Below are 25,263 nucleotides of genomic sequence, written 5' to 3' on the forward strand. Positions count from 1 at the left end.
CGATTTTTTGTTCTTTTTTTTGGCTTATTTTTAATCTCTTTAGATAAGATTGCTCAAAAATAAGAACATGATAACTTTTGTAAATTCAATTTAAATCAATGGCTTATATGTAATTTTATCTATAGGGAAATCTTATAAATCTTATCTCATCATGATAATAGGATTTATCTTGTATGAATATCTGGAATAACTGAACATGCCTCCGAACGAAAGCGTTCCTGATAATAATTATCTATCTGGCTATAAAAGATTGGTATGGGATTTATCTTAGGGATTGGTATGGAAATTAATCTTCCGAAACTGGAAGTCTATCCAGGATATTGCATAGGATGCAGCATGATGAATATAAATATTATCTCTAATGATATCTATTATCTTATCGGTAGTGAGAAAATAGCCGGGTTTCGCGCAATAAACATGTCTCCTTACCATGTAAATGATCAGGATGACCTAAATACTGTTATTGATAGTTGCCAGCATACAGGCGATTCTAACGATAAGTTCATCTTTATACTCGATGATTTAACGCTACTGGAACAAGCCATCAATGAAACCCGCAAGCGGGAATTGAAGTCAGCATTTCTGGTTGACCAACCACTGGAATATAACTATTTCATCTGTAATGGACTGCTGTTTGCCTCTAAAAAACACAGCCGTCATGGTTTTTATGACATTCTGTTTCGTCTGAATAAAGTCCAGGATTTACCTCAGGGGGTTATCTCAAATCGGGAAATGGAAGTGCTGGAAATGCTGTTGAGTGGCGTAGACACTAAAGAGATAGCCAGGCGTCTGGCCATTTCCAGCAAAACGGTCAGCGCCCATAAGAAAAAGGTCGCTCGTCGCTTTGGTATGGATAACTGGAATGACGCGCTGATGTATAAATATCTGACCATGCTCGTCGAACGCGATGAACCCGCCGCGAAACCTCAGCAGACCACTCTGCCAGTATCAATGCACATTCCACGCTGGCATGAAGAGGAAGGCCTGCCGATTATCGAAGCGCTGCCGGCGATAAGAGGGAGCTTAGCGACTATAAAAAATGTCGCCAGATTCCGCCTTTAAGATCTTACCGGTGGTATTGGAAATCAGCACATAATTGCCGCCCATGTAGGTCCAGTGGCTGTCGGGCTGCGGCGCTGGAAGATTGCGCTGCCGCCACTGGGCTATCTCATAGGTTTTGCCGCGATAGGTTTCCGGAACCATATCGCCGATTTCGAAACGCTGAAAGTCGGCGGTGAACTGCTTGATTTCGTGGGATTCCGGTTTTTCTGTCGCCGTGTTTGCCGCGTCTGCGGGCTGTTGGGCGTGAAGCGAGGCCATCGGCAGGGCGCTCCCCAGTGACAGCAGCATCGATAGCATGAGAATTCTGGATTTAGCCATAATCACTCCGGATAAAAATGGGCAAAAGCGGGATTGGTCCTTTTTATACGCCTGACGACTGAATGCCCGCAATGCGATAACGGTAAACAGTAGCCGCGACCCCCGGTATTCTGCGATCATCCCCTGTGGGCGCGGAGGCGGCAAGCCTGATTATGTGTTTAGCATTGTCATTCTGGCAGTAAATGTTTCACTGTGCTGAAAAAGTGTGACGTTTTAGTGAAGACGAACGCGATGCGCTGCGGTTTTTCCCGTTCGCCAGCTGTCGCCCCGGCGCGCTTTCCCCTATGATATTGCCCCTGACAGAAAACGGGTAACTAAATGATTTGGTTGATGCTGGCCACTCTGGTTGTGGTTTTCGTTATTGGCTTCAGGGTGTTGACCTCTGATTCACGACGTGCGGTAAAGCGACTGAGCGAGCGGCTGGGTATTACGCCGGTGCCAATCGAGTCGATGATCGATCAGATGGGCAGGCAGGCCGGAGCGGAATTTATCGCCTGGCTGTCTCGTCCCGACGAGGCGCATCTACAGGGAGCCGCCGCGACGCTGCTGGTCTGGCAGATCTGTGTTGTCGACGGCAGCGATGATAATCTGGCGATCTGGCATCGCAGGTTGCAGAAAGCGCGGCTGGCGGCGCCCCTGAGCGATGCCCAGTTGCGTCAGGCGATGGGCTTCTTGCGTGAGCTGGAGCCGGATATGCAGGAGCTTCAGTTATTCCAGAGCCGCTATAACGCGCGGTTCGCCGACCAGGCCGGCGTAAGCTGGCTGCATTGAGCCGTAAGGGGCGGCTTTGTTAGTAAACTGTTAGGTTTGTCACAGTTTGATGTTACACTGCGTGGCCTTACATTCGTTATTAGTGAAGGTCATTGAATGCCTGATACCGCGCAGACATCGGGAGCCGCTGAGGTGATTCGCGCCAACTGGTCCGCCGTTTTTGCCGTGGCCTTTTGCGTCGCCTGTCTGATTACCGTTGAGTTCCTGCCGGCCAGTCTGCTGACGCCGATGGCTCAGGAGCTGAATATCAGTGAAGGCCTGGCAGGGCAGTCGGTTACCGTTACCGCCTTTGTGGCGATGTTTTCCAGCCTGTTTATCACCACGATTATCGGTCAGACCGATCGTCGCAGAGTGGTGCTGGCTTTTGCCGTGCTGTTAACGCTCTCCTGCCTGCTGGTGTCGTTTTCTCACAGTTTTATGCTACTGCTGCTGGGGCGAGCCTTCCTTGGGATGGCGCTGGGTGGTTTCTGGGCCATGTCGGCTTCGCTGACCATGCGCCTGGTGCCGCGCCATACTATTCCAAAGGCGCTGTCGGTGATTTTTGGGGCGGTATCTATCGCGCTGGTGATTGCTGCGCCGCTGGGGAGCTTTCTTGGCGGACTTATCGGCTGGCGAAACGTGTTTAACGGCGCGGCGCTGATGGGTTTTTTGTGCATTTTCTGGGTATGGCGGGCGCTGCCGCGACTTCCGGGTGAGGCGCCGTCTCATCATCAGAATATAATTGCGGTGCTGCGAAGACCAGGCGTCCTGGCGGGCATGATCGCGATATTTATGGCATTTGGCGGCCAGTTCGCCTTTTTTACCTACATCCGCCCGCTGTATATGAATCTGGCGGGCTTTGATGTGGATGGCCTGACGCTGGTGCTGTTGAGCTTTGGGATCGCCAGCTTTGTCGGTACTTCATTCTCCTCCGCTTTCCTGAAGCTGAGTCTCAGGGGCGTGCTGGCCTGCGCGCCTCTGGTGCTGGCGCTGAGCGTACTGGCCCTAATGCTGTGGGGGGCCGACAAACGGGTCGCTGCCGCGGTGGCGATAATCAGCGGCTTTACGTTCTCGCTGATTCCGGTGGGCTGGTCGACCTGGATAACCCGCACCCTTTCCGATCAGGCGGAAAAGGCCGGATCGGTGCAGGTGGCGGTGATTCAACTGGCAAACACCTGCGGCGCGGCAATTGGTGGCCTGGGGCTCGATCATCTGGGCCTGCTGGCGCCGCCGGCGATGTGTGGCGTAATGATGCTGCTGACGGCGATTCTGGTGGCGGCAAAAGTGCGGGCACGTGCCTAAAGCATCAACATGGCGCTCAGTTCCTGCACTACCTTCCGGGCCGGAATACGCACCGAGCGCCAGCTTTGCAGATCGATAAGTTTCACTTCCTGTTCATCACCTTCGACCATCAGTACAAATCGGGCGCCCTGGCTACGGGCGTTCTTTTGTCGGGTCGTGGTTCTTAGCTGCGAGCAGTCATTGATGATACTTAATCGCGGAAAGCTCTGGCGCAGCGTACGACCCAGCAACAGCGCGCTGCCGTGGGCGCGGTTGCGATCGGGAATAATGACCAGATCCACCTGGCGGCTGTGGGGCGTATCACGCTGTACGCATAGCAGTAACTGCATTATCGGCTCAATCATAAATGCGAAACCGCAGGCGTAGATATCGCGCCCGGTGAGTTGGCTGGCGCTGTGGTCGTATCGCCCACCACGGCACAGCAGCCCGGGCGCCGGAATCTTATCGCTGTGCCATTCGAATACCAGGTGGCAGTAGTCATTAACCGGAAACAGCGCTTCGTCATGGGTATAGGGGATCGCCATTTTATCCAGGGCGTCGCACAACTGGCGAAAGCGCAGGCGGGAGGCATCGGAAATAAAGCTCTTCAGTCGCGGCGCATTGCCTGCCATGCGCTGTAGCAGTACATCCGGATCGTTCAGTAACTGCTCCGGCGCCTGGTGCAGAATATGCTGCTGCTCCGGGGAGAGTAGCTGGGCTACAGGATGATAGTAACAACGTAGCGCTTCGCGAAAGGCAGCGAATTCTGAAGCGGCGCCCGGCGTATTCAGACGCAGCTCTACCTGACTTTCGAGGTGGAGGTCGCGAAAAAATCCGACCTGAAGCGCAATCTGTTCCAGTTCGATGCAGTGCCCCGAATAGCCGAATGCTTCTACGCCTATCTGATGGCATGAGTGTATCGCCTCTTTCTGCTGATGACTGCGGCGAAACATGGTGCCCAGGTACCATAGCTTGCTGGTTTTCTGGAGATCCTGGTGGTTTGCCACAATACGCAGGCAACCCATGGTTCCATCACCGCGCAGTAAAGCCTGGTGATTAAGGGGGAGTTCGCCGGTGCCGGCGGAAAAAGGGGAGACCGACAACTCCTGTTCCCATCGTTCCAGGAGCGGCATACGAATTTCCCGGTAGCAGTAGCGTTGCAGACGCTGCCCGGCCTGTCTTTCCAGCCAGCTCCAGGCGGAAACCGGGTTGCGGTAATATTTACGCGGCCGCCCGGCGCTGCGTGGTTGTAACGGTCGGGCAAGGGCGCCCTCCAGCGAACGGCTGAACTGCGGCGTTGCCAGCAGGCAGTTCTGATCCAGCGCGGTTTCGATACGGTTAAGGACGGTCGGGCTGAAAGGTCGTTGACAGAACTGGCGGTATTGTTGAACTCGCTGTTCGGGGGTGGCGCCCAGCCGCAGCCAGCAGGGATGAAGGCTGAGCCGTTCGGGCGGGGTATCGGCGAAGCTGTGGCGCCCAGCCGCTTCCTGGTGTTGATGTTCGACGTACTTCTTTACCAGCAGAAACCAGGCGTCGGCTTCAACCGGGCTGCTCCGGTAGCGGCTTTCCCAAAGCGCGCCGCGCCGATGATAGCGGCCATTATACCAGGGGACGTAGCTGCGCCCGATATATTGCATAAAGTGTCCCATCGCCTCTTTATCCGGCGCATCGAGCAGTAGCAGAATGCGCTGGGGCGTTAGCGACCAGGCATAGAGTTGCACGGCGTACAGCGTGCCGGCGCGATCGAGACATTCAAGGAAACGATCGTAATCTTCAGACGCTTTAAAAAGCGGTTCATAGTTATGCCCGCGCAGTTTAATCAGGTGAGGAAGCCCTGGCACAAAGAGTCTTTTTTTTCTGGACATAATCAATTCTCACCGGGTGGCTGAAAGGCCGCCATTATTGTTATTAAACGCGTCGGCGCGGTGGTGCCGTCAGGGGCCGACGCACTCCTTTAAAAAATAAAATCTTAGCGTGCCGGCATCTGCTGCAGTACTTGAGCAAGCTCGGCATCGCTGACGTCGGATTGCTGATTATTTGTCAGATCCCACAGTCGGACGGTGCCATCACGATTCAGGGTCACAATATACTGGCCGTGGGATTTCAATGCATTCTGGTGCTGGCGTTTAAGACGGGCGCCGCTGCAGTCTACGGCGATATAGCGCTGCGGGCATCTCTGGCGCAGGAATTCAGCCAGCAGCAGGGCGCGGATATTGCCATCCTCCAGCTCGCTGGTAATGGTCACATCAGGACGGTAGTGCCACTGGGGATTATCCTTATCGCTGATGGCCTGGATTAGCAGCAGCAGGCGCTCAATACCAATGGCGAAACCGCAGGCAGGTAGCGGTTTGTCGCCGAACAGGTCGGCCAGACCGTCATAGCGACCGCCGCCGCAGACCGTGCCCTGGGCGCCGAGCTTGTCGGTCACCCACTCAAAGACCGTTCGGGTGTAGTAGTCCAGCCCCCTGACCAGCCGGGTATTCAGGCGCCAGGGGATGTCGGCGCTATCGAGCAACTGGCACAGCGTGGTGAAATGCTGGCGTGATTCTTCCTCAAGGTAGTCAAGCAGTCGCGGAGCCTGCTCAATCATCTCCTGCATTTGCGGGTTTTTGCTATCGAGGATACGCAGCGGGTTAACTTCCAGGCGAACCAGACTCTCTTCGTCCAGCAGTTCGCGGTGTTGTTCGAACCAGGAGACTAACTCCTGCCGGTACCGGCTGCGCTCCCGGGCGGTACCCAGCGAATTTATCTCCAGGCGCACGTGCGGCAGAATCCCCAGCTCGTGGAACAGATCCCGAACCATGAAGATCAGCTCGGCGTCGATATCAGCCCCTGGCATACCGAAAGCTTCCACTCCAAACTGAGTGAACTGCCGCAGGCGACCTTTCTGGGGCCGCTCATAACGGAACATTGGCCCCTGATACCACAGGCGCTGAGTTTTGTTGTAGCACATGTTTTGTTCCAGCACGGCGCGCATGCAGCCGCTGGTGCCTTCCGGGCGCAGCGTGATATGTTCGCCGCTCTTATCCAGAAAGTTGTACATCTCCTTAGAGACAATATCAGTCGCTTCGCCGACGGCGCGTTCGAACAGCGCTACCGGCTCCAGCAGCGGCAGGCGCATCTCCTGATAGCCGTAGCGGAAGGCCATATGGCGAAACTTGCTCTCCAGCCATTGCCACATGGGCGTTTCATCCGGCAGCACGTCCCGCATTCCACGTATTGCGCGTAACTTGATCATACAGATTCCTTTTTATTGATGAGAACCAGGCGCCGGCAGTAGCAGGGAGGCAGTGGTTTGCTCCCGTCGTTGCCGGCGTACGATATACAACAGGTAAAGGGGGATTGTGGCGATTTGTAGCAAAACGCCGCACAGCAGGGCGCGCGACTGTCCGGACAGTATCGCGCCCGCAATAAATGCAAAGGTGGTCAGGCTCAACAGGCAGTAGCCGTAAAATCCGCCGCCGCGATAGCGGTCTTTCATCACCATCATTCCGGGTAGCGCCAGGGCGGCGAAAGCGTAAGGAAAAAGGCTGGCCGCAACGGCCAGAACAATGACGCTTCTGAACTGGCTTTGCAGGCTCGCCGACAGCGTCATCAGCAGCACCAGGGTCATCAGGATAGCGGTAAAGATCAGCGCGACCCAGGGCACGCCGTAACGATTCGTGCGGGCGAAAATCGGAGGAAAAATGCCCGATTCCGCTGCCGCCCGGGGAACTTCTGTTTGCAGAATCTGCCAGCCGGGCATGGCGCCCAGACAGGCGATGATGGCCGCTGCGGAGATAAGCTTTCCGGCACCGGTGCCCCAGATGGCCCGAGCGGTATCGGCGAAGGGCGAGGCCGACGCCGCCAGCGTGGCATGAGGCAGAATGCCCATAATCACGTTGGTGGAGCTGGCATAGCACAGGCCGGTGATGGCCAGCCCGAACAGGGTGGCCAGCGGCACGGTACGCTCCGGTTTTTTCACCTGGCTGCGGGAAACCGAGGCGGACTCCACTCCCAGAAATCCCCACAGTGAAATCACCGCCGCATTAATCACGGCATGGCTGTCCGACTGGCCGCTCAGATTCCAGGCATCCAGATAGATATGGAGATTGAAGTGGCGCCAGCCCAGTAAGCCGATGCTGAGAATGGCTGCGACCATACAGCCGCCGGTGATAAGTTGCGCTCTGCCTACCAGCTTTGCGCCGCGCAGCCCCAGGAGTACTGCCAGCCACAGCAGGGCAATACAGGCCAGCGCGCCGTAAAGCGGGTGGCGCAGAACGGGGAAAAAGAAAGAGAGATAGCCCACGCCTGCCAGCAGCAGGGCGCAGTTACCGACCCAGGTGGCCAGCCAGTAAAACAGCGTCATTTGCAGGCCGATAAAGGGGCCAAAACAGTAGTGAATGCTGGCGATAATGCCGCCATTATGTGGGAAGAGGGCGTTCATCTTGTTGAAGATGAGCGCCAGGCAGAGGATGACCAGGAAGGTCAGCGCCCATCCCCATACCGAGACTGAACCGATTTGCCCAAGGGTAGTGGGCAGCATAAAGACGCCGCTGCCCATCATATTGGACGCCGTCATGACAGTCAGCGCCAGCAACCCCATACGGTGCGAAGTTGAGCGGTTTTCATCCATATCATTTTTTGTCCCGACGCAGTGAGATGAAAGGACTGGCAGGTTGCGAACGCCGCTCTTGCGGATGTTGCTTTACCCGGGTAAAGCGTTTAGCGTGAACGGGGCTCGTAGCGAGCCGGATGCGCCACTGGTAACGGTTGGCTCTGGTGCCAGTGGCGCGTTTGCGCGAAGGGTGGTGAGGAATCACCACCCTTTTTTACGCCGCGCGGGCGTTGAGATCGGCGATGACATCGTCGATCAAGGCGTCAACCTTGCTGGTATCCAGGTGGTGCCCGGAAGCGATCAGGTGAGCAACGTCGCCCGATGTTGCCAGGCAGTGTTTTTTCCATACCGCTTCCGACGGGCAGGGGAAGACCACGGTAATGGAGTTTTTATTGCGCCAGGCGTTAATGCCTGCGACCTGGAAGCGATCGACCGCGTACTGCGCGATGTCAAGGCAGTGGCGAATGCGACGCTGCCAGTCGGCGAAAGTGTGGCTGCGCACCGCCTCCCACATCATCAGCGGTGTATGGCCGTTACGGGAGCCAGTGATGGTTTTGTCGTGGGCTGAGATGTAGTCGATTTCAACGCTGATCAAATCGACGTTTTTACGCCGTGCCACGACGATCCCGCAGGGGATGGGGCTACCGATCATCTTATGGCCAGAAACGCCGATAGAGTCGATGCCGTCGGCAAAGGTAAAGGGCTGGGGTTCGTCAACGAAGGGTAGAATCATGCCGCTCAGCGCCGCGTCGGCGTGCAGGTAGTAATCTTCCCGGGCGATGCCCGCTTCCTTCAGGCGCTGCTGGATGATGGCGATATTATCGACAGCGCCGCGTACCGTGGTGCCGATATTGGCGAAAATAATCGGATGCCGCTCGTCGTCGGCGGCGATTTTGCGCATCAGATCGTCGTAGTCCATCTCGCCGTTAGGCTGGGATTCCACCACCCGTGACTTAATGCGCAGCAGCTTAACGATCTTGGCGACCGAATAGTGGGTGTCTTTGGAGTAGTACAGGGTACCGTCCGGGAATAATTCACGCCCCAGATAACAGCCGAACATATTGCCTTCGGTACCGCCGTTGGTGACGTAGCCCCAGCTTTCCTCAAACGGAATTTTGAACAGCTGGGCAAAATATTCCATCACCTCTTTTTCAAATTCGAACGAGTTCAGCAGATAGTTGCAATATTCCGCCCAGTCGCCGCAGTTATTAATGGAAAAGCGCATAAACCTTTCCAGAATGGTGTAATCGAAATCAGCGGATTCCGGATAACCAATATTGAAATACTGGTTCTTAACGCAATATGACCAAAATGCATCGAGTTTATTCTGATCTGCGATGGATAATGTCATTTTATTTCTCCTTTTCAACATAACGTTTAATCACAACTGATATTCAGACTTTCTTATCCAGATAAAGCACTTTCTCGCCTTTCCTGCTGCGACCGGCGGCCACGAAGCAGAACAGCGGAATGGTCACCATCATCATCACTACGCCCCAGAACATGGAATCGCTGCCGGAGCCCAGCAGGGCGAAGATGCTGTAAATAATGCCGATAACCACCATCACGCAATAAAACATGAAGCTGCGACCGCGATTTAATTTCTTCGAAACCATAATGATCGGCAGGGAAATCAGGGCGTACATATAGGGCAGCAGCGAAGCGAAGACCGACATCAGAATGACCACTTCGAACTGTTTCGCCAGGTTAGGGGAGGCCGTCATCATTAACACCAGGCTCATCAGTACGCCGGTGAAAATCAGGCTTTTCATGGGAACGTCGCGCTTATTGGTATCGGCGAAGAACTGCGGGAACAGCCCCTGTTGGGCGCCAGCGCGCGGGCCTTCGGACTGCAGGATAAGCCAGCCGGAGATAGAGCCGAAGCAGGCGATAATGCTTAGTGCCGAAGCAATGTTGCCAGCGGTGTTGCCGAACATATAGCGCGCGGCGTCGGCAAAGGGGGCGGCGGAGTTAACCAGCTCACTGTGCGGCACCAGACCCATAATCACCGAGCAACTGCCCACATAGCAGACTGAGGCGATCAACAGGCCATATACCGTTGCCTTGGGTACGGTTTTTTCCGGATTATCCACCTGACCGGTAGAAACTACCGCTGATTCAACACCCAGGAATCCCCACAGCGCAATGGATGCGGCAGAGATAATCGCCGATCCGTCGCTGCGGCCGGTGCCGTTATACACTTCAGTGAACATATGCGGATCGAACCAGAACCAGCCTACGACACCGACGCCCAATACCACCAACAGCATACAGCCTGCGGTAAATGACTGGGCGCGGCTGGCGGTTCTGGCGCCGAAGCTTGCCAGCACAATAAAGGCCCATAAAATAACAATGGCGGCAATACTGCTGTACACCGGGTTTTTTAATTCCGGGAAGAAATAACTTAAATATCCTACCCCGGCGACCAGCAGGGCCACATTACCCACCCAGGCGCTAATCCAGTAGCACACGGTGGTTTGAAAACCAATAAACGGGCCAAATGCATCGCTGGCATAGGCCACAATCCCGCCGGTACGCGGCGTAATTAAACTGGTTTTGGCGAATACCAGCGCCAGGGCGATGACGCCGACAATGGTAAGCACCCAACCCCACAGCGATATATAACCAACGCCGGCAAGGTTGGTGGGTAACATAAATACGCCGGAACCCATCATATTTGAGGCGGTAACCAGCGTAAGGGCGACCACTCCCATTTTATGAACTGAGCCTGAGCTAACCGATCCCATAATATTTTTCCTTATTGAGAAACAGACATGAAATAAACGTTAAAACCAGTGCTTTTGTGCCGATTCTAGGTTGGAAGGGGGGAGTATTTTTGATAATGATCACTATTTACCTGGCTGGCAGTGAATAACCGCCTGAAGGTTGGCGGTTATTTGAACAATGATTTGGATATTGACTCCGTCCCCTTTTTTTTGAGCCGTGACGGATTCCATTCGACAACGTGTTTGTCTGCCGGTTGGTCGCTGCCTTTCCGGCAGGCGCTTTGCTATTCCTGCTTTATAGTGTGGCCCCGGCCGTAGCCGGTGGCATTTCTGGGCAGGTTGATGGGGAAAACCGCTGGTTGGCTCTTGTTTCCTGGGGCTCTCACCCGTATTATCCCGATCGGCGATTAACGAAACCTTTATCGCAATCTTTTGATTTTCAATGACTCGGGGTGCTCCGCTGACTGGACGCGGGGCTGAGAAAGACCCGTTGACCTGATCCGGATAATGCCGGCGTAGGGAAGTCAGATGCCCGAACCGGTATCGCACTTCTTCGCGTCGGTCGGGAGTTCACCATGCAATCTGACCCACTGAGCAGCAGGGCCGTCCTGCAGACGCTGCATCATCTTCGTACCATATCGCCGCTGGTTCACTGCATGACCAACGATGTGGTACAGACCTTTACCGCTAACGTTTTGCTGGCCCTTGGGGCTTCCCCTGCCATGGTAGTGGATGAACAAGAGGCGGCGCAGTTTAGCGCCATCGCGAATGCGCTTTTAATCAATATCGGTACCCTGACCCGCGAGCGAGCCAGCGCCATGCGTGCCGCCATCGACAGCGCTCGCAGGGCGCAGCGCCCATGGGTGCTTGACCCGGTGGCGGTGGGCGGCCTGACGCTACGTAGCGACTTCGCCCGGGAAGTGCTGGCGCTTCAGCCTGCTGTGATTCGCGGCAACGGATCGGAAATTCTGGCGCTGGCCGGAGTGCCGGGCGGGGGACGCGGCGTCGACAGCACCGACAGTACGCGGGTTGCGCTGCCTGCGGCCCGTCAACTGGCCCGTGAGAGCGGCGCTGTGGTGGCGGTCACCGGCGAGGTGGATTACATCACCGACGGCGAACGTATTCTGGAGGTGCCCGGCGGCGATATCATGATGACCCGGGTGGTGGGCACCGGTTGTGCGCTTTCTGCGCTGACGGCGGCCTGCTGCGCACTGCCGGGCGAGCGTCTGGAAAATGTCGCTGCCGGTTGTCGGATAATGACCCGCGCCGGGGAGATAGCCGTTGCCCGTAGCCAGGGGCCGGGGAGCTTTGTTCCGCGCTTCCTTGATGCGTTATGGCAACTGAATGAGGAGGTGCTGGCATGAAGCGCATTAACGCCCTGACCATTGCCGGTACCGACCCCAGCGGCGGGGCGGGTATCCAGGCGGATCTGAAAGCCTTTTCTGCGCTTGGCGCTTATGGCGCCAGCGTGATAACCGCGCTGGTGGCCCAGAACACGCGCGGCGTGCAGTCGGTCTATCGTATCGAGCCCGATTTTGTGGCGGCCCAGCTTGACTCGGTGTTCAGCGATCTGCGTATTGATACGGTAAAGATCGGCATGCTGGCGGAAACCGATATTGTCGAAGCGGTAGCGGAGCGGCTGGCGTACTGGCAGCCGCCTGTCGTGGTGCTGGATACCGTGATGCTGGCGAAAAGCGGCGATCCGCTGCTGTCGCCTTCGGCGGTTTCGGCGCTGCGCGAACATCTGCTGCCCCGGGTGTCGTTAATCACCCCGAATCTGCCGGAGGCCGCGGCACTGCTGGAAGCGCCGATGGCGACCAGCGAACGCGAGATGCATCTGCAGGGGGAAGCGCTAATGGCCCTGGGCTGCGAGGCGGTACTGATGAAGGGCGGCCATCTGGACGATGCCGAAAGCCCGGACTGGCTGTTTACTCGCGATGGCGCTCAGCGCTTTACCGCGCCAAGGGTGCGGACCAAAAACACCCATGGCACTGGCTGTACGCTTTCATCGGCGCTGGCGGCGCTGCGTCCACGTTATGATGACTGGGCTCAGAGCGTGGTGGAGGCCAAGGCCTGGCTGACGCAGGCGCTGGCCGCTGCCGATAGCCTGGAGGTGGGGCATGGGCATGGGCCGGTGCATCACTTTCATGCGTGGTGGTGATTTTTTGATTATATGATTACAAGATTATTTGGTGATTGTCCTGCTCCCCACTGGGGAGAGGATTACGCCGTAGCTGCCTGTTGCTCTTACATCTTCTGCCCTGAGACAGCAAAGAATGATGCTGGTCGCTTTTGAGCAACCAGCCTGAAGCGACGAGGGTGTAGCCTCCCGGCTTAAAAAACGCCGTAGCGTTCACGAAGGGCCGGAGGAGCGACAGGATGTCGCGACAGGGCAAGGTCGCCAGGGAAGGCGACTCTTGCCCGTTCCGAAAAGCCCGGAGTGATAAGCGAAGGGGCCCGCGTCAGCGGCGTTTTTTACCGCCGGGGAGCCCGGGTTGCCAGGGGAGCGGCGACTGAGCCCCCCTGGCCCGTTCACCCGCGGTGGATTGACAGAGAAGCAGCTACCTGAAGTGAACGGAACAGCCCGCCGCATCACATATTCTACCAGGTGGCCTTTCAAATGCAGACTGGGGCTGCGGATGTAATACGTGGTCATGCCGGTTGCGCTATTTTTGCGACGGTGCTGTGTGCCGGGGGAATATGCCGCGCTGGCGAAGGTTCCGTTCACCTTAAGGTGATTTCTCTTATGCCGGTTCCGGAACTGGTGAACGGGTCAGGAGGCTCAAACGCCACCTCCTGGCAACCTGGCTTTCCGGCGTGAAAATCGCCCTTCGGGATTACTCGGCCCGTCCCTGGGCCTCGCCCCCCGGGGCCAACGCCTGCGGCGTTGTTCAAAATGGCTCCCGGCAATTTTGTCCTGCGTATTCCCGGCAGCCGGACGGGTCGGGCGTGACGGCACCTCCGTGTGCCGCACACCCTCAGCCCGACGTCCTGTCGGGCTGACCCTGGCTGCCGTGAATACTCCGGCGATTTTCAGGCCGGGGTGTCACCGCCCTGAATCTTCTGCCCAAACTTATCCGTAAAGGTATTGCTGGTGTGATTTGAAAAAACAGACTGAAGCGATGAGGGTGTTATGTTCCGGCTTAAAAAACGCCGTAGCGTTCACGCAGGGCCGGAGGAGCGACAGGATGTCGCGACAGGGCAAGGTCGCCAGGGAAGGCGACTCTTGCCCGTTCCGAAAAGCCCGGAGGGATAAGCGAAGGGGCCCGCGTCAGCGGCGTTTTTTACCGCCGGGGAGCCCGGGTCGCCAGGGGAGCGGCGACTGAGCCCCCTGGCCCGTTCACCCGCGGTGAATCAGCAGAGAAGCAATCACGCAAAGTGAACGGAACTGCCCACTGCATCCTCATATTCTACCCAGTGGCTTTTCAGATGAAGGCTGGGGCGGCGGTTGTAGTACGTGATCATGCCGGTTGCGCTATTTTTGCAGCTATGGCGTGTTCTGGAGGAATATGTCGCGCTGGCGAAGGTTCCGTTCACCTTAAGGTGATTTCTCTTATGCCGGTTGCGGAACCGGTGAACGGGTCATGGGCTCAAATGCCGCCCCTGACAACCCCGCTTTCCGGCGTGAAAATCGCCGCTGTCGCGGGCCCCTCCGCTTTTCCCGTCCGCCGGACGGGTCGGGCGTGACGTCACCTCCCTGTGCCGCACGCCCTCAGCCCGACGTCCTGTCGGGCTGACCCTGCCGGACGTGAACACTGCGGCGATTTTCAGGCCGGAGAGTGTCATCGCCCTGAATCTTCAGCCCAAACTTATCCGTAAAGGTATTGCTGGTTGTATTTGAGCAATCTGTCTGAAGCGACGAGGGTGTTGCCACCCGGCTTAAAAACGCCGCAGCGTTCACGCAGGGCCGGAGGAGCGACAGGATGTCGCGACAGGGTAAGGTCGCCATGGATGGCGACTCTTACCCGTTCCGAAAAGCCCGGAGTGATAAGCGAAGGGGCCCGCGTCAGCGGCGTTTTTTACCGCCGGGGAGCCCGGGTTGCCAGGGAGGCGGCGACTGAGCCCCCCTGGCCCGTTCACCCGCGGTGGATTAACAGAGAAGCAGTGACGCAAAGTGAACGGAACACCCACCGCATCGCCATATTCTGCCATTTTTGTTCTGAAACCGGGCGCCGGAGCCGCCTGTCACCCTCACCCCGGCCCTCTCCCGAAACGGGAGAGGGAGTTTCCCGGCAATGAACGGAACTGCCCGCCGCATCATTATATTCTGCCGGTTTTGTTCTGAAACCGGGCGCCGGAGCCGCCTGTCACCCTCACGCCGGAACGCACACCCTGAAGGGAGAGGGAGTTTCCCGGCAATGAACGGAACAGCCCACCGCATCGTCATATTCTGCCGCTTTTGTTCTGAAACCGGGCGCCGTAGCCGTCTGTCACCCTCATCCCGGCCCTCTCCCGAAACGGGAGAGGGAGTTCCCGGCAATGAACGGAACTGCCCACTACATCGTTATATTCCGCCGGTTTTATTCTGAAACCGGGCGCCGGAGCCGCCTGTCACCCTCACGCCGGAACGTACTCCCTGAAGGGAGAGGGAGTTTCCCGGCAATGAACGGAACAGCCCGCCGCATCACCATATTCCGCCGCTTTGCTTCTGAAACAAAGCCACCTTTTTCCTCATCCTGGGTCGGATATAAAGAAGAGACATTGTTTTGAATCCCCTCAATTTCCCTAACCGATGAAACGCATCAGCCATTACCACCACTGGCAGTGAAGCGTGCCAGCGGAATTGACTGAAAATGCTGCGTGTTCTGGCAAATAGTGTTGTAACCAACCAGACTTAATGCGCCCGTTTGTGAAGCGGGTCAGGATTTAACTGGTGCGGCGGGAAGCCCCCGTCGCCGTTACGGGAGTGAATTATGACTGATATTACGCAGTTACTTGGCAAAGATGCTGACACACTGCTCCAGCACCGTTGTATGACCATTCCGGCGGATAATCTCTACCTGCCGGGCGACGACTACGTCGATCGCGTCATGGTGGATAACAACCGCCCCCCGGCGGTACTTCGTAATATGCAGACCCTGTATAATACCGGCCGTCTGGCGGGAACCGGCTATCTGTCCATCCTGCCGGTGGACCAGGGAGTGGAACATTCGGCGGGCGCCTCGTTCGCCGCCAACCCGCTCTATTTCGATCCTAAAAACATTGTCGAACTGGCGATTGAAGCGGGCTGTAACTGTGTGGCTTCCACCTATGGCGTGCTGGCTTCGGTGGCGCGCCGCTATGCGCACCGCATTCCTTTTCTGGTTAAGCTGAACCACAACGAAACCCTGAGCTATCCCACCCAGTACGACCAGACCCTGTATGCCAGCGTTGAGCAGGCGTTCAATATGGGGGCCGTGGCGGTGGGGGCGACTATTTATTTTGGATCCGAAGAGTCCCGGCGCCAGATCGAAGAGATCTCGGCTGCCTTCGAACGCGCCCATGAGCTGGGGATGGTAACCGTACTCTGGGCCTATCTGCGTAACCCCGCCTTTAAAAAAGAGGGCGTGGACTATCACGTCAGCGCCGACCTGACCGGCCAGGCTAACCATCTGGCGGCCACCATCGGCGCTGATATCGTCAAGCAGAAGATGGCGGAGAATAACGGCGGCTATCAGGCGGTTAACTTCGGGTATACCGATGAGCGGGTCTACAGCAAGCTGACCACCAATAATCCCATCGATCTGGTGCGTTACCAGCTGGCTAACTGCTATATGGGGCGCGCCGGGCTGATTAACTCCGGCGGCGCCGCGGGTGGTGAAACCGATCTGTCCGATGCGGTACGTACTGCGGTTATCAATAAGCGCGCTGGCGGTATGGGGCTGATTCTGGGCCGTAAGGCCTTTAAGAAATCGATGGCCGACGGCGTGAAGCTGATCAACGCCGTACAGGATGTTTACCTCGACAGAAAAGTCACCATTGCCTGATCTTCTGGCGCGCTCCGTGTCGGTGGCGCGCCGTTTTCTTCTGTTTGTCTTCTTAGCATGCGCGGATGGCGGTGTATCACCACCATTTACACCCGGATCACTTCAGCAGCGGGCAGTCTGGCGGTAGACGGCAGCTCAGCGCGCCCGGCTTAACCTCAATGCGGAAACTGCGCCCGGCCAGCGGTTCGCCATCCAGGTTAAAGGTGATGTCGTGCGGCGCTTCAATCTCAAACCAGGGCGACGCGCCGTCGATGATATTGGGGTTCTCTTCCGGCTTGCTCAGGGTCGAGAGCAGGGCGGGCAGCAGTTCCTCGCCGGTAAAGATGCGCAGCTGCAGCAGACCATCGTTAATGAGCGCTTCAGGGCAGAGCTGTTGCCCACCGCCCGCCTGACGGCCATTGCCGATGCCAATCGCCAGCGCGTCCCCCTGCCAGTGGAAATTCTCGCCGCGAATCTCGCAGCGATCCGGCTTCAGGGTATCCATCCGCAGCAGGCCGTGAATAAAGTAGGAGACGCCCCCCAGGGCCGCTTTTAGTTTTTCCGGGGTTTCGGTGGTGATCCGGGTGCCGAAGCCGCCTGTCGCCATATTGATAAACCAGGCTTCGTCGTTCACGCTGACCAGGTCGATAGCGCAAGGTCGCCCGACCAGCGCCAGTTGCAGCGCTTTGTCTGCCTCAAGGGGAATACCGGCGCTGGTGGCAAAGTCATTGGCGGTGCCGAGCGGCACAATGCCCAGCGCGGGTTGTTGGCCGTTCAGATCGGCCAGGGCGGTGGCAACTTCGTTTATCGTGCCGTCGCCGCCAGCGGCAATCACGGTTTGTGCGCCAAGGGCGACGGCTTCGTTGAGGTAGCGAGCGGCGTCGCCATGCTCCCAGGTTACGCGTACCTCAAGCCGCTGGCCTGCTTCGCGTATATCGGCAACGGCAGTTCTCAGGGCTTCGTCGCCCGCGCTTTTACCATTAATAATCATCAGTGATAAGCAGGAATTTTCCATATCTGACTCTTTGGACCAAACAAGCGGGAAATTAAGTTTACCGTATAGCGAAACGGGGTGCCCGGGAAGAGGAATAAAGATAAAAATAAACCTGCGTAAGATGAGTTTACGCAGGCCTAAGGAGGTGATTGCTGTTACCGCTGATGATTCATTTTCGTTCGAATCCTGATCATACCGCCGTCAGCCGCGGCGGTGTGTGATCGTTTTCGAAAAAAATGGATGCAGGGGAAATAACGCTAACTCACTCTTTTCCGTGTGGATTACGGGTAGTCTGGCCGTTCAGATTGCGCATCAGCAGGGCATAATCCAGTGCCATGGCCTCGGGAACCGGCAACCATACGGTATGGCCGTTGCCGGGCGCGACATCAACGGCGGCGCCTTTGCCGTTTTCCATACTTTCCAGAGTGAAGGTGACGTTGCCCTGAGGCGTCATCATTTCAAGAGCATCGCCCAGCGAAAACTTGTTTTTGACCGCGACGGCGGCCAGACTGCCGCGGCGTTCGCCGGTGAACTCGCCGACAAACTGCTGCCTGTCGGAAACCGAGTAGCCATATTCATAGTTCTGATAGCTGTCATGGGTGTGACGGCGCAGGAAACCTTCGGTATAGCCGCGGTGCGCCAGCCCTTCCAGGGTTTGCAGCAGCGAAGGATCAAACGGCTTGCCGGCCGCCGCGTCATCGATAGCCTGGCGGTATACCTGAGCGGTACGGGCGCAGTAGTAGAACGATTTGGTGCGGCCTTCAATCTTCAGCGAATGCACGCCGAGCTGGGTCAGACGCCCGACGTGCTCAATAGCGCGTAAGTCCTTAGAATTCATGATGTAGGTGCCGTGTTCGTCCTCAAAGGCGGTCATATATTCGCCCGGACGCTGCGTCTCTTCAATCATAAAGACTTTGTCGGTTGGCGCGCCGCTGCCCAGGGTCGGCTCTACGTTGTGAACCGGGATGGGATCGTACTGATGAACAATATTGCCGATATCGTCTTCTTTGCCTTCCTGTACTTTATATTCCCAGCGGCAGGCGTTGGTGCAGGTGCCCTGGTTGGGATCGCGCTTGTTGATATAACCGGAAAGCAGACAGCGGCCGGAATAGGCCATGCACAGCGCACCGTGAACGAAAACTTCCAGCTCCATTTCCGGCACCTGCTGGCGGATTTCGGCTATCTCCTCCAGCGACAGTTCGCGGGAAAGAATCACCCGGGTCAGCCCCATCTGATGCCAGAACTTCACCGTCGCCCAGTTAACGGCGTTGGCCTGCACTGAAAGATGAATCGCCATCTCCGGGAAGGCTTCGCGTACCATCATAATCAGCCCGGGATCGGACATAATCAGCGCGTCCGGCCCCATATCCACCACCGGTTTCAGGTCGCGGATAAAGGTTTTCAGTTTGGCGTTATGGGGGGCGATATTCACCACCACGTAGAATTTTTTACCGAGCGAGTGGGCTTCGTTGATGCCGAGCGCCAGGTTTTCGTGGTTGAATTCATTATTACGCACCCGCAGGCTGTAGCGCGGCTGGCCTGCGTACACGGCATCGGCGCCGTAGGCGAAGGCGTAACGCATATTTTTCAGCGTTCCCGCCGGAGAGAGCAGTTCCGGTTTAAACATGATTTTCTCGTTCTGATGACAGGTCAGAGCCGTCTCACCTGATGAGACGGTTGTAAGCGAGGGCTTTGGATATAGCCTTTATTTAAGGGCGGGAATTGTAGCGCCGGCAACCAGGGGAGTAAAGCCAGGAGAGGCCATTGAGGGACTTCACCGATACACATAACGATCAATAGAGGCCTGCAATTTGCTACCGGGAAAAGGGCTATTTACCCTCTGCCAGGGTAATCACCCGCTGGGCCGAAGCGATAGTCGACGGGCGATGCGCGACAATAACGCGGGTGATCGCAAGGTCAGCGATGGCCTGATTGATCAGGCGCTCGTTATGCTCATCAAGGTGGCTGGTGGCCTCATCCATAAACAGAACACCGGGACGACGGTAGAGCGCCCGGGCGATAAATAGCCGCTGGCGCTGGCCGCCGGAAAGGCCTTCCCCCAGCTCGCCAACCCGGGTGTCATAGCCCATAGGTAGCGCCATAATGTCGTCGTGAATAGAGCAGAGCCTGGCGCAGGTCGTCATCCAGGCGTCGTCCGGCTGCGGGCTGAAGCCGCAGATATTATCGCGCAGCGAGCCGGACAGCAGCTTATCGTGCTGAAGGATAACGGCGACGGCGGCGCGATAGTCGGTGAGCCCCGTGCGGTGGATGTCCCGGCCATCGGCACTTATGGTGCCCGCTTCCGGCATCGTTAAGCCGCTTAGCAACTTCAGCAGCGTACTTTTTCCACACCCGGAAGCCCCGGTGATGGCCACGCTTTCCCCGGCCTGAATGGTGAGCGAGATGCCATTAATCACCGGCGCCGAGAAGCGATCGTAGCGAAAGATCAGGTTTTGCGCATTCAGGGCGAGCGCCTTTCCTTGAGGATAACCCGCACCCGCAGGGCCGGTGGGCTCTGGCGCAGAGAGTGCGATATCGCAAACGCGTTCGTTATGCAGCGACAGAATACGCAACTGGAGCAGGGTATCGGTTAGCCCCAGGGCGGCATCGGAAAACAGCGTTCGGAATGCGCCGAACGCGACCCAGGCGCCCAGCGTCATTTGACTGTCCAGCACCATCGACACCCCAATCCAGAGGATTAATATGAATTCGGCGCTGCCCGTCAGCGTGCCTGCGACGCTAAAGGCCATCTCCAGCTTTCCGAGCCTGATATCGGCGTTGGTGGTCAGCGCATTCAGGTTCAGCATGGTGCGGTTGCGTAGCTCCGCCAGCCCCTGGGCCCTGAGCGTATGAATGCTGAATAACGTTTCGGTCAGGTAAGAACTGGCGCTGGCGCTTTTTATCAGTTGCTCCTCTGATAATCGACGGAACACAGGCCAGGTGATCAGGCGCACCAGGATATACAGCAGGGTAAAGGCCAGAGCGATACCGGCCAGCGCCCCGCCGTAAACGACCAGCATGACGAAGGCGCCGAGGCAGATGATAATGCCGATCAGCCCGCCGGTAATTTCATGAATAACGGTCTGGCGAATAGTGTCGATGGAAAAGTAGCGCGACTGGATATCTCCCAGCTTACGCTTTTCAAACCAGTCCAGCGGTAGGGTGAGCATATGGCGAAACAGGCCGTCTTTCCATTGCAGGTCTGTCAGCGCGTTGATAAGCAGAGTGGCCCAGTATCGCCACAGGGTTATCCCACCCTGCAGGCACGTCATTAACAGCAATGCCAGGCAGATAATACTCAGCATGCTTCTGTCCTGTTCGGGGATGATATTATCCATCACCAGTTGCGTGACCACCGGAAACAGCAGGCTGATAAATTCCACCATAAGCGACAGCAAAAACAGTTTGCCAAGCGCCCCTTTGAAGCCCCGGATGTTGCGCAACAGATCGAATGTCTTCATACGCACCGGGCTGACGGGCGGGATAAAGTCAGGTTTGGGCCACAATTCCAGAGCAATGCCGGTAAAACTTTTTGACGCTTCCTTCAGGCTTATGCGCTTTTTGCCGCTGGCCGGGTCGTGGATAGTGATCCGACTGGCACCGACGTGAGTCAGCACCACAAAGTGATTAAATTCCCAGTGCAGGACGCACGGCAGCTTCAGGTTATCCAGCTCTTCAAGTTCCAGGGAAAGCACTCTGGAAGCCAGTGCTAATTCGGTGGCGATATGGGTGAGCGTCGCCATCGTGCTGCCATGCAGGGACAGGCCGAAATCTTGTCGCACAGCCGCAACGTTGGTCGGGCTGCCGTGATAGCTGACGATCATGGCAAGGCAGGCCAGCCCGCATTCGCCAGCCTCGCTTTGCAACATCAGCGGCACCCGGCGGCGCAGCGCCAGATCCAGCAGGTCGCTATGGCGCATGGATGGGGCCTCCGGCGTCATTACGGATTTTAAGCAGGGGCGAGGCCAGCCATTCGATAATGCGTCGCTTTTCCAGAAACAGCGTACAGCTTACCCGCATGCCGTTACGGGGAAGGAACTGTCTGTTGCGATAGATAAAGCGCGTATTCTGGGGGGCCACCAGCATTTTGTACCAGGTTTCCGAAGTATCCGCGGCGCTGGCCAGGGCGGAAGGGTAAGTCGCCATCTCCTGACGCGTGGCCGGCACTTCGGAAATGGCGGTGACTCGCCCCGGGAACTGACCGAATTTCTCCGCCGGAAAAGCCTCGTAGCGCAGATTTACGGTATCGCCGGGGGAAATATAAGGGACCGCGTGAGCAGGAACCCACATCACCAGCTGATAGTGGCTCACATCGCCGGGAACTATCTGCAGCAGGCTGTCGCCTGGATTGAGCGTCTGGCCCGGCGCCATGCCCGAGGTTTCTACTTTGCCGGTGACCGGAGAGGTCACCAGCAGCGTTCCTCCGGCGTCTGCGTCGGCCAGCTGTCTGACCAGCGCGCTGCGTTGGATCTCTAACTGGAATAGCTGGTTGTCGAATTCCGCGGCCTGGGTTTGCAGCGTACTGTTCAGCAATAAAATCTGTAATTCATTCTGTTGACGTTGGGTGCGAACGTTCAGCATGTTGAGCTGCTGCTGTTGGTTCATGGAAATCTGTTCGGCCAACTGCGCTTTATTGATAAGCCCGCGTTGCAAATATTCGCTGTAGTTTTTTACGTTACGGCGGGTGTAGTCGGCGCCCTCCCTGATGTTATCCAGAATCGGTCGGGCATCGATAAGTTCTTGCTGATAGCTGGCTTTCTGACGGGCGATAAGGGCAAGCGTGGTCTCTTTGTTATGCCGGGTGCGGTCAAGGATATTGTCAAGCGTCGCTATCTGCTGCTCGATGCTCCGCCGGTGTATTTGATTGACCACGCCGCTGGTGGTTGTGCGGCTGACGTCGATTTCATACAGCGGTTCCCCCTGGCGTACCTGGCTTCCCGGGCTGACAAATATTCGGGCTATCGCGCCCTGATAGTGCGAGTAAACCGTTATCGCCCGCGGTACCGATACCAGTTCGCCGCTGACTTTCACTTTCCGATTCAGGTTGCCGAAAATCAGCAACAGCAGGGTCAGGGTAAAAAGTAATGCGGTGAAGATAGCGGTAAACCACAGCGGAACGCCCGCCAGCATAATGGCGGCTCCCTGCCAGCGGGTTGCGCGGTGTTCGAGAGCGGCCTTTCTGAATATTGTCATAGGGTTAGCGGCGCCAGCAGATCGCCGGCGGCGATACGGGTGATTTCCACCAGCAGACGGTGAAACTGGTTGATGTCTGGCCGCTCATGCAGATAGTCGTCGCCAGCTCGTTCGCTCAGAGTATGCAGCTGGCGGTACGCTTTTTCTGCTTCTGCCCGAAAGCTTTTCCGTTGGTTGAGATAGCGTGCGAGCAGGTACAGCGTAGCGATTTCTCTGCTTTGATAGTGTCGTTTTAGCGCTGCTGCGTGCCGCAACGCCTGGCGATATTCTCCCCGCGATAGCTGCTGGTTGATATGGCGAACTTTGATATTGAGGGCGAACACCTCGTTCTGCGGATCGTATGGCAGGGGAAGCGCGACGAAATCGCGCATAATGGCGGCATATTCCGGCCCATCGTCGGGCAGATAGCGTAGGGCGAAATATCGCCAGCGCAGGCTATCGGGCTCCAGCGCTATCTGCTGTTGCAGCAGCGCCCAGTTGCGCTGATACCTGTTTTTCTGGTGCCCATCGCCAGTCAGATAACCGGTATGATTAATCCTGATGCCGGGTACGAACTGGATTTCGCTCTGCGCTTCGCGAAGGTATTCGTGCACTTTGCCGTGATAGCGCAGCGAGGGGCGTTTTTTAAACAGCCGGGCGTTGTTGGTCAGCTGAGTGCCGTCCAGGTTATCGATCAGGGGAGCATAGAGCGTGCGGCCACGATCTTCGCGCATCAGTCGGGCAAGGATCTGGCGAAATGCAGGGCGCGACTCGCTGGCGATATATTCGTCAGCGTCAAGGATCAGGCACCATCGATAACGGGTTTGCGCAATGGCAAAATTGCGGGCGGCGGAAAAATCGTCGTTCCAGCGGTAAGTATGAAGCGTAACGGCTGCGCCATAGCCAGAAAGGATATCCGGCGTGCTATCGGTTGAGCCGGTATCCAGCACCAGAATTTCATCGACCAGCCCAAGCAGCGAATCGACGGCGGTGGCAATGGTTCTCTGTTCGTCGCGGCAGATAATTACCGCGCTGATTCCCTGTTGTTGCATAGTCCATTCATCCATGTGGAACGGGCGCTTAACGGCGTGTCGAGCGTATGGCTAAAGAAGGCGACTCCCGGATACGTGCAGCGCATCGCTTCTGATAAAAAGGCTGGCGGAATTTCCTCGCCAGGCTTCAGAATCTGGTAGACCAGCGCCAGCAAAACTTCGACTATCATCCCGGGCCCGGTTAATGCGAGGGTAACGTCGCCTGTTTTGATCAGGCTTTCATAGCGCCAGGGCAGTAAACGCGAGAGATAGTGACGGTTATCGTGGCGGTCAATCAGCGTAAAAATGGCGTTGCTGGATTCCAGAAAGCGATAACGCTTGTGGATGGTGCGCAGCAGAATCGCGACGCCTTTAGCGCCGGGCGCGCAGCCGATAACATTGCTGAACCAGGCCTCCGCAAGCCAGGGCAGGGCGCTGAGTACCGGCAGATCGCGGTAGCAGGCGATCGGCCCCAGGGGGCGAATATCGGCCAGGCGAACCGAAGCGGCATCCGCGATAATAGCCTGGCAAAGCGGCTCCCGCAGCGGCTTTGGAAACGGCAGCAGGCAGGCCCTGATTTGCGCCAGCGCCTCTTCTTTCGGGTGGTGCAGCCTGGCAAGCAGCGCGGTGGATTTGGCGCGGGTTATGGCGTGATGTCCCGGAATGCCGGCCCGCTGCTGCCAGACATTGGTTGTGCTAAAAAGGTCATCGATATCGGGCAGGGTATCTCTGTCGATATAGAGTCCGCCAAAGCGATAGAGAATCAGCAGCCGGACGATATCGCTGGCCGCCGCGAAGTTGCCCCTGAGTATCACTTCATAGTCGTAAAACCGTCTCAGGGCAGCGAACTTGCCGGTAAATAACGAAGATATTTCCTTGATTTGCAGGTCGGGGACTGGATCGGGACAGACAGGCCGCGGTTGCCCGGGAATCCCTTTGAGCGCCAGAAATTGCGCGGCCAGCGTGTTAAAGGTTTTCCCCCCGGCCATTTGCGGATGAATAAAGGCGAATGCCTCGTTTTGTAGCCGTAACAGCGCGTCGTGCCGATCGCAGGGGCGGGTGGTTTTGACATATTCGGTCAACTGATTATGAAAGCGCTGACAGTCATGACTTCCGGAGTCGAGCCACAGGTAGCAGGTTTTATCGGGGTTGGCGGCCTTCCAGATTTGGATGTAGCTCAGATCCAGAGAATGTCGACAGCCAATCCATACCGTATGAATCAGATCGGGAATGGTGCATTCCGCTGTACAGGATAAGCGGGATATATTCGAACCGATTGGGGATATTTCCCGGGGAGCGGCCTGAAGGACGCTCTGATTAAATGCGGCGACAATTTCTGCGCGCAGACGCTGCTTTAAATCGTCGTGAGGGGCATTCATGATAATGA

18 protein-coding genes and 1 riboswitch are annotated in these 25,263 nt (G+C 56.8%); of the genes, 6 read left to right on the forward strand and 12 right to left on the reverse strand.

Annotation, left to right across the window (positions count from 1 at the left end):
* Positions 1-279 precede the first annotated feature (279 nt).
* Positions 280-1,062, forward strand: coding sequence for a LuxR C-terminal-related transcriptional regulator (locus tag V3W49_RS11255; protein ID WP_500145506.1), 783 nt, complete (start codon positions 280-282; stop codon positions 1,060-1,062).
* Here V3W49_RS11255 and V3W49_RS11260 read toward each other — a convergent pair.
* Complete coding sequence (locus V3W49_RS11260) at positions 1,024-1,380, reverse strand: RcnB family protein (protein ID WP_500145508.1); 357 nt, start codon at positions 1,378-1,380, stop codon at positions 1,024-1,026. The two genes, V3W49_RS11255 and V3W49_RS11260, sit on opposite strands and share 39 nt — an antisense overlap.
* A 318-nt stretch (positions 1,381-1,698) precedes the next feature.
* Here V3W49_RS11260 and V3W49_RS11265 point away from each other — a divergent pair, with 318 nt between their 5' ends.
* Together V3W49_RS11265 and nepI are read left to right on the forward strand one after the other, a co-directional pair.
* Entirely contained in the window at positions 1,699-2,151 is a 453-nt protein-coding gene (locus V3W49_RS11265; protein ID WP_500145510.1) for a DUF1198 family protein, read from the forward strand.
* Between the two features lie 96 nt (positions 2,152-2,247).
* On the forward strand, positions 2,248-3,432 hold the full coding sequence (nepI, locus tag V3W49_RS11270) for a purine ribonucleoside efflux pump NepI (RefSeq protein ID WP_500145512.1): 1,185 nt from the start codon (positions 2,248-2,250) through the stop codon (positions 3,430-3,432).
* On the opposite strand, the gene V3W49_RS11275 is transcribed toward nepI, so the two are convergent.
* The 5 genes from V3W49_RS11275 to hdcC form a co-directional block, all read right to left on the reverse strand.
* Positions 3,429-5,276 carry an ATP phosphoribosyltransferase regulatory subunit gene (locus tag V3W49_RS11275; protein WP_500145513.1) on the reverse strand — a complete coding sequence of 616 codons (1,848 nt, stop codon included), beginning with the start codon at positions 5,274-5,276 and terminating at the stop codon, positions 3,429-3,431. The two genes, nepI and V3W49_RS11275, sit on opposite strands and share 4 nt — an antisense overlap.
* A gap of 104 nt (positions 5,277-5,380) precedes the next feature.
* Entirely contained in the window at positions 5,381-6,649 is a 1,269-nt protein-coding gene (gene hisS / locus V3W49_RS11280) for a histidine--tRNA ligase (RefSeq protein ID WP_500145515.1), read from the reverse strand.
* A gap of 12 nt (positions 6,650-6,661) precedes the next feature.
* A complete protein-coding gene (locus V3W49_RS11285) occupies positions 6,662-8,026 on the reverse strand; it encodes an amino acid permease (protein WP_500145517.1) in 1,365 nt (454 codons plus the stop codon).
* A 196-nt stretch (positions 8,027-8,222) separates the two neighbouring features.
* Positions 8,223-9,359 carry a histidine decarboxylase gene (locus tag V3W49_RS11290; RefSeq protein WP_500145519.1) on the reverse strand — a complete coding sequence of 379 codons (1,137 nt, stop codon included), beginning with the start codon at positions 9,357-9,359 and terminating at the stop codon, positions 8,223-8,225.
* Between the two features lie 43 nt (positions 9,360-9,402).
* Entirely contained in the window at positions 9,403-10,755 is a 1,353-nt protein-coding gene (gene hdcC, locus V3W49_RS11295) for a histidine-histamine antiporter (protein WP_500145521.1), read from the reverse strand.
* Between the two features lie 417 nt (positions 10,756-11,172).
* A riboswitch (TPP riboswitch) is annotated at positions 11,173-11,273 on the forward strand.
* 36 nt (positions 11,274-11,309) lie between these two features.
* Between hdcC and thiM the strand changes: the two genes are divergently transcribed.
* The 3 genes from thiM (at position 11,310) to fbaB (ending at position 16,700) form a co-directional block, all read left to right on the forward strand.
* Positions 11,310-12,098 (forward strand): hydroxyethylthiazole kinase, encoded by a 789-nt coding sequence (gene thiM, locus V3W49_RS11300; RefSeq protein WP_500145523.1) that lies wholly within the window; start codon positions 11,310-11,312, stop codon positions 12,096-12,098.
* Positions 12,095-12,895: a bifunctional hydroxymethylpyrimidine kinase/phosphomethylpyrimidine kinase gene (thiD, locus tag V3W49_RS11305; protein WP_500145525.1), complete on the forward strand. Its 801-nt coding sequence runs from the start codon at positions 12,095-12,097 to the stop codon at positions 12,893-12,895. The genes thiM and thiD overlap by 4 nt, the downstream gene beginning before the upstream one ends.
* A 2,752-nt stretch (positions 12,896-15,647) precedes the next feature.
* A complete protein-coding gene (gene fbaB, locus V3W49_RS11310; RefSeq protein WP_500145527.1) occupies positions 15,648-16,700 on the forward strand; it encodes a class I fructose-bisphosphate aldolase in 1,053 nt (350 codons plus the stop codon).
* A 97-nt stretch (positions 16,701-16,797) separates the two neighbouring features.
* Here the strand turns inward: fbaB and yegS are convergent, their stop codons facing one another.
* From yegS to V3W49_RS11340, 6 genes are all read right to left on the reverse strand, one after another.
* Positions 16,798-17,694: a lipid kinase YegS gene (gene yegS / locus V3W49_RS11315; RefSeq protein WP_500145529.1), complete on the reverse strand. Its 897-nt coding sequence runs from the start codon at positions 17,692-17,694 to the stop codon at positions 16,798-16,800.
* Between the two features lie 241 nt (positions 17,695-17,935).
* Positions 17,936-19,300 carry a prephenate-dependent tRNA uridine(34) hydroxylase TrhP gene (gene trhP, locus V3W49_RS11320; RefSeq protein ID WP_500145531.1) on the reverse strand — a complete coding sequence of 455 codons (1,365 nt, stop codon included), beginning with the start codon at positions 19,298-19,300 and terminating at the stop codon, positions 17,936-17,938.
* A 202-nt stretch (positions 19,301-19,502) separates the two neighbouring features.
* Entirely contained in the window at positions 19,503-21,593 is a 2,091-nt protein-coding gene (locus V3W49_RS11325) for a peptidase domain-containing ABC transporter (protein ID WP_500145532.1), read from the reverse strand.
* On the reverse strand, positions 21,583-22,866 hold the full coding sequence (locus V3W49_RS11330; protein WP_500145534.1) for an HlyD family secretion protein: 1,284 nt from the start codon (positions 22,864-22,866) through the stop codon (positions 21,583-21,585). The genes V3W49_RS11325 and V3W49_RS11330 overlap by 11 nt, the downstream gene beginning before the upstream one ends.
* Positions 22,863-23,897: a glycosyltransferase family 2 protein gene (locus V3W49_RS11335; protein ID WP_500145535.1), complete on the reverse strand. Its 1,035-nt coding sequence runs from the start codon at positions 23,895-23,897 to the stop codon at positions 22,863-22,865. Before V3W49_RS11335 ends, V3W49_RS11330 begins: the two co-directional genes overlap by 4 nt.
* Positions 23,870-25,255: a TcdA/TcdB catalytic glycosyltransferase domain-containing protein gene (locus tag V3W49_RS11340; RefSeq protein ID WP_500145537.1), complete on the reverse strand. Its 1,386-nt coding sequence runs from the start codon at positions 25,253-25,255 to the stop codon at positions 23,870-23,872. The genes V3W49_RS11335 and V3W49_RS11340 overlap by 28 nt, the downstream gene beginning before the upstream one ends.
* Between the last annotated feature and the right edge of the window lie 8 nt (positions 25,256-25,263).

This window comes from Rosenbergiella sp. YN46, from assembly GCF_036620675.1.
In the GTDB taxonomy this organism is placed as follows: domain Bacteria; phylum Pseudomonadota; class Gammaproteobacteria; order Enterobacterales; family Enterobacteriaceae; genus Jejubacter.

Excerpts from the sequence above, each read along its gene's own strand:
- nepI (WP_500145512.1), top strand. The coding sequence starts at position 2,248 with ATGCCTGATACCGCGCAGACATCGGGAGCCGCTGAGGTGATTCGCGCC.
- V3W49_RS11255 (WP_500145506.1), top strand. The coding sequence starts at position 280 with ATGGAAATTAATCTTCCGAAACTGGAAGTCTATCCAGGATATTGCATA.
- V3W49_RS11335 (WP_500145535.1), bottom strand. The coding sequence starts at position 23,897 with ATGCAACAACAGGGAATCAGCGCGGTAATTATCTGCCGCGACGAACAG.
- V3W49_RS11265 (WP_500145510.1), top strand. The coding sequence starts at position 1,699 with ATGATTTGGTTGATGCTGGCCACTCTGGTTGTGGTTTTCGTTATTGGC.
- V3W49_RS11260 (WP_500145508.1), bottom strand. The coding sequence starts at position 1,380 with ATGGCTAAATCCAGAATTCTCATGCTATCGATGCTGCTGTCACTGGGG.
- V3W49_RS11325 (WP_500145532.1), bottom strand. The coding sequence starts at position 21,593 with ATGCGCCATAGCGACCTGCTGGATCTGGCGCTGCGCCGCCGGGTGCCG.
- V3W49_RS11285 (WP_500145517.1), bottom strand. The coding sequence starts at position 8,026 with ATGGATGAAAACCGCTCAACTTCGCACCGTATGGGGTTGCTGGCGCTG.
- V3W49_RS11290 (WP_500145519.1), bottom strand. The coding sequence starts at position 9,359 with ATGACATTATCCATCGCAGATCAGAATAAACTCGATGCATTTTGGTCA.
- thiM (WP_500145523.1), top strand. The coding sequence starts at position 11,310 with ATGCAATCTGACCCACTGAGCAGCAGGGCCGTCCTGCAGACGCTGCAT.
- V3W49_RS11340 (WP_500145537.1), bottom strand. The coding sequence starts at position 25,255 with ATGAATGCCCCTCACGACGATTTAAAGCAGCGTCTGCGCGCAGAAATT.
- thiD (WP_500145525.1), top strand. The coding sequence starts at position 12,095 with ATGAAGCGCATTAACGCCCTGACCATTGCCGGTACCGACCCCAGCGGC.
- hdcC (WP_500145521.1), bottom strand. The coding sequence starts at position 10,755 with ATGGGATCGGTTAGCTCAGGCTCAGTTCATAAAATGGGAGTGGTCGCC.
- trhP (WP_500145531.1), bottom strand. The coding sequence starts at position 19,300 with ATGTTTAAACCGGAACTGCTCTCTCCGGCGGGAACGCTGAAAAATATG.
- fbaB (WP_500145527.1), top strand. The coding sequence starts at position 15,648 with ATGACTGATATTACGCAGTTACTTGGCAAAGATGCTGACACACTGCTC.
- hisS (WP_500145515.1), bottom strand. The coding sequence starts at position 6,649 with ATGATCAAGTTACGCGCAATACGTGGAATGCGGGACGTGCTGCCGGAT.
- V3W49_RS11275 (WP_500145513.1), bottom strand. The coding sequence starts at position 5,276 with ATGTCCAGAAAAAAAAGACTCTTTGTGCCAGGGCTTCCTCACCTGATT.
- yegS (WP_500145529.1), bottom strand. The coding sequence starts at position 17,694 with ATGGAAAATTCCTGCTTATCACTGATGATTATTAATGGTAAAAGCGCG.
- V3W49_RS11330 (WP_500145534.1), bottom strand. The coding sequence starts at position 22,866 with ATGACAATATTCAGAAAGGCCGCTCTCGAACACCGCGCAACCCGCTGG.